The sequence below is a fragment of the Vibrio marinisediminis genome (assembly GCF_014050145.1).
Classification (GTDB): domain Bacteria; phylum Pseudomonadota; class Gammaproteobacteria; order Enterobacterales; family Vibrionaceae; genus Vibrio; species Vibrio marinisediminis.
The window spans coordinates 1-224 of the sequence record NZ_JACFYF010000445.1 but is presented as its reverse complement, the minus strand read 5'-3'; the positions used below and the strand labels follow the sequence as shown (position 1 = coordinate 224).

Genomic DNA, 224 nt, shown 5'->3' with positions numbered 1-224 from the left:
CGTCGGCGAACCGTTTGAAGAGAACCGATTTGCCTTCCATCACGGGCTTGGAGGCAAGTGCGCCGAGGTTTCCCAGGCCCAGAACCGCCGATCCGTTGGTGATCACCGCCACCAGGTTCCCCTTGGTCGTGTAATCATATGCCGTCTCGGGGTTTTCCGCGATGGCCTCGCAGGGCACCGCGACACCGGGCGAATAAGCAAGGCTGAGATCCCGCTGGGTGCTC

The 224-nt window shown here is 62.1% G+C and carries 1 pseudogene; it reads right to left on the bottom strand.

Annotated elements, in window-relative coordinates:
- Positions 1 to 224, bottom strand: a pseudogene (locus tag H2O73_RS24570) (malate dehydrogenase); the annotation flags it as partial.